Raw genomic sequence first — 2,168 nt, 5'->3', positions numbered from 1 at the left:
GCGTTTGCATAGACCCCGGAAAAGGTCTCCGGCGTCATGGCGATGAAGGGCGCGACGTTCTCCTTCACGAAATCTGATTCGGACTGTTCGTAGATCCTGGTCAGGCGCTCGCGCAGCTTCGGCTCCGGCTCCGACAGGTTGGTGCGCACCTGCCTCAGAGTCTGATCCCTTCCTTCCGTATGACCGGACAGGCAGACGTCGGCGATCAGCGCGGTGAGAAGCTGCATCGCGGAGGCGCGAAAGAAGTCGTCGCGCGCCGAGGCTCGGCCCGGGGTATCCGTCATCACCCAGGTCGCCACCGCGACGATATCCTCCTCCTTCGTGCCGCCGAAACGCCCGATCCAGTCGAGGGCGTTGAAGCCGGTCGCGGCATCGGCAGGGTCGAGCACGATCACCTTGCGACCTGCCTTGCGCCGGTGGCCGATGACCATCGGCGCAACCTCCGATGAAGGGTCGAGCACAACCAGCCCGCCGCCCCATTTGAGGGCCGACGGAATCGTCACCGTGGTGGTCTTGAAGCCGCCGGAACCGGCGAAGACGATGCCATGGGAGGAGCCGAACGAGCCGTCGAAGCAGAGCAGCGGCGAGCGGCCGCCGGCGCCCCAGGTCTCGCGGCTGTCGGCGCGGAAGGCGAGGCCTGCGATATGGTCGCGATCGACGCGGTAGCGCTCGCCGATCACGATGCCGCCGGCTTCAGGAAACAGTTTTTCGGCCGCCCCCATTCCCATCCAGTCGGTCTCGCCGTGGATCGCGCGCTTTCCCCGGATGCGGCGGGGACCGGCTGCCGCAAAAGCGGCATTTCCCTTGATCGCCACGCGCAGCGCGAACACGCCGCACATCAGCGCGATCGTCGCGCCAATGGCCGTTCCGGGATCGGCATAGGACAGCGCCGTCTCGCCCGCGGGCACGCGATCGGCGAGTGCGATCAGGCGGACGGTCTCGCGCGTCAGGGCGATCGCCACGACGGCGGTGGCTCCGGCGGCGGCGCTCCAGCCGGCGGCGCGGATCGCATGGGCGCCGGCGGCCGCGAACAGAAAAATCACGCCGGCCAGTCCGGCCGCCGCATAGGGAAGGGCGAGGCCCGCCCTTCCGAGCATGAGCCGCGCGCCCTCGCTTGTTGCGAAGCTGGCAACCCAGCTCTCGATGCCGGTCAGGCCGAGGGAGAGCGCCAGCATCAGCGCCGCCGGCGCAAGCGCGAGCAGCACCCTAGTCATGATCGCGCCCGAACGCTTGCACACCGATCGCCGTGAGCCGCGATCGCTCGGCCTCGTCATCTTCGATGCGTCGATGCCCGTCGATCAGCAAGCCCAGCAGCAGCGCGCGTTTCTCGTAACGCAGGCCCGCCTTCACGATCAGCCCGCCGAGCTCGATCTTCTCGCGCGTGTCTTGTCTGCGGGCTTCGGATGAGCTCGACCGGCGCATGCGCTCAAGCCTCGTGATCGCCGCCCTGAGCCGCGCCAGACGCGAGCGTCGCGGCCGCATCGCTTGCGCTCCTGCCGGCTCCGGCATTTTTCTTTCCGGTCGATTTCCCGCCGCCCGTGCGAAACCGCCCGGCCAGGTCCTCGAATGCCGAAAGCAGTGCCGCCTCCTCGATCTCGATCTCGCCGAGACCGGCCTTCAGCGCGACGCGCCCGATCCGCTCCGCCTCCCGTGTCTCGGCCGCCTTGAGCTGCTCATGCAGGCGGGCGATTTCTTCCCTGATCTTCGATGACGGCTTCTTCATTCCGGTCGACCTTTCGCATTCGGCTTCTGCTCGGTTGAGAGCCAGCTTTCCTCGGATGAGGGCCAGTCGCCACTCATAAAAAAGCTAGTCGGCTGAGCCGACGCAGCTTGAGATGATCCCGGCCGTTCCGAAGGAGCGGCATCCAAGGGCGCAGTAATACGTCGCTGACGCGACGTGGCTGCGCCGGCCCTGGCGGGGCCGTGCCACTCCCGACGAACATTGGGTAATTTCTCGTCGGGAGCCGTCGTCACCGTGGCGATCACGCATTTCACGCCCCAGCTCATCGGACGCGGCTCAGGCCGCAGCGCCGTGCTCTCGGCCGCGTATCGCCACTGCGCGCGCATGGAATACGAAGCCGAGGCGCGCACCGTCGACTATTCCAACAAGCGCAATCTCGCCCATGAGGAGTTTTTGCTGCCGCCCGATGCGCCGGCCTGGGTGAGGG

The 2,168-nt window shown here is 67.3% G+C and carries 4 protein-coding genes; 1 reads left to right on the top strand and 3 read right to left on the bottom strand.

What is annotated here, in order from left to right:
* From EOA60_RS29825 to traC, 3 genes are all read right to left on the bottom strand, one after another.
* On the bottom strand, positions 1–1,214 hold a 1,214-nt coding region (locus tag EOA60_RS29825; RefSeq protein WP_164899649.1), incomplete at its 3' end, for a type IV secretory system conjugative DNA transfer family protein.
* Positions 1,207–1,422, bottom strand: a complete 216-nt coding sequence (gene traD / locus EOA60_RS29820) for a type IV conjugative transfer system coupling protein TraD (protein WP_128312392.1) — start codon at positions 1,420–1,422, stop codon at positions 1,207–1,209. The genes traD and EOA60_RS29825, both read right to left, overlap by 8 nt.
* Positions 1,423–1,426: 4 nt before the next feature.
* A complete protein-coding gene (traC, locus tag EOA60_RS29815) occupies positions 1,427–1,723 on the bottom strand; it encodes a conjugal transfer protein TraC (RefSeq protein WP_128312391.1) in 297 nt (98 codons plus the stop codon).
* Between the two features lie 252 nt (positions 1,724–1,975).
* On the opposite strand from traC, the gene EOA60_RS29810 reads away from it, so the two are divergent.
* Positions 1,976–2,168 (top strand): MobA/MobL family protein (locus tag EOA60_RS29810; RefSeq protein WP_164899648.1); only part of this gene is annotated, 193 nt, incomplete at its 3' end.

The sequence above is a fragment of the Mesorhizobium sp. M1A.F.Ca.IN.020.06.1.1 genome, from assembly GCF_004023265.1.
Lineage (GTDB): Bacteria > Pseudomonadota > Alphaproteobacteria > Rhizobiales > Rhizobiaceae > Mesorhizobium.
This window is presented reverse-complemented; position numbering and strand designations above follow the sequence as displayed.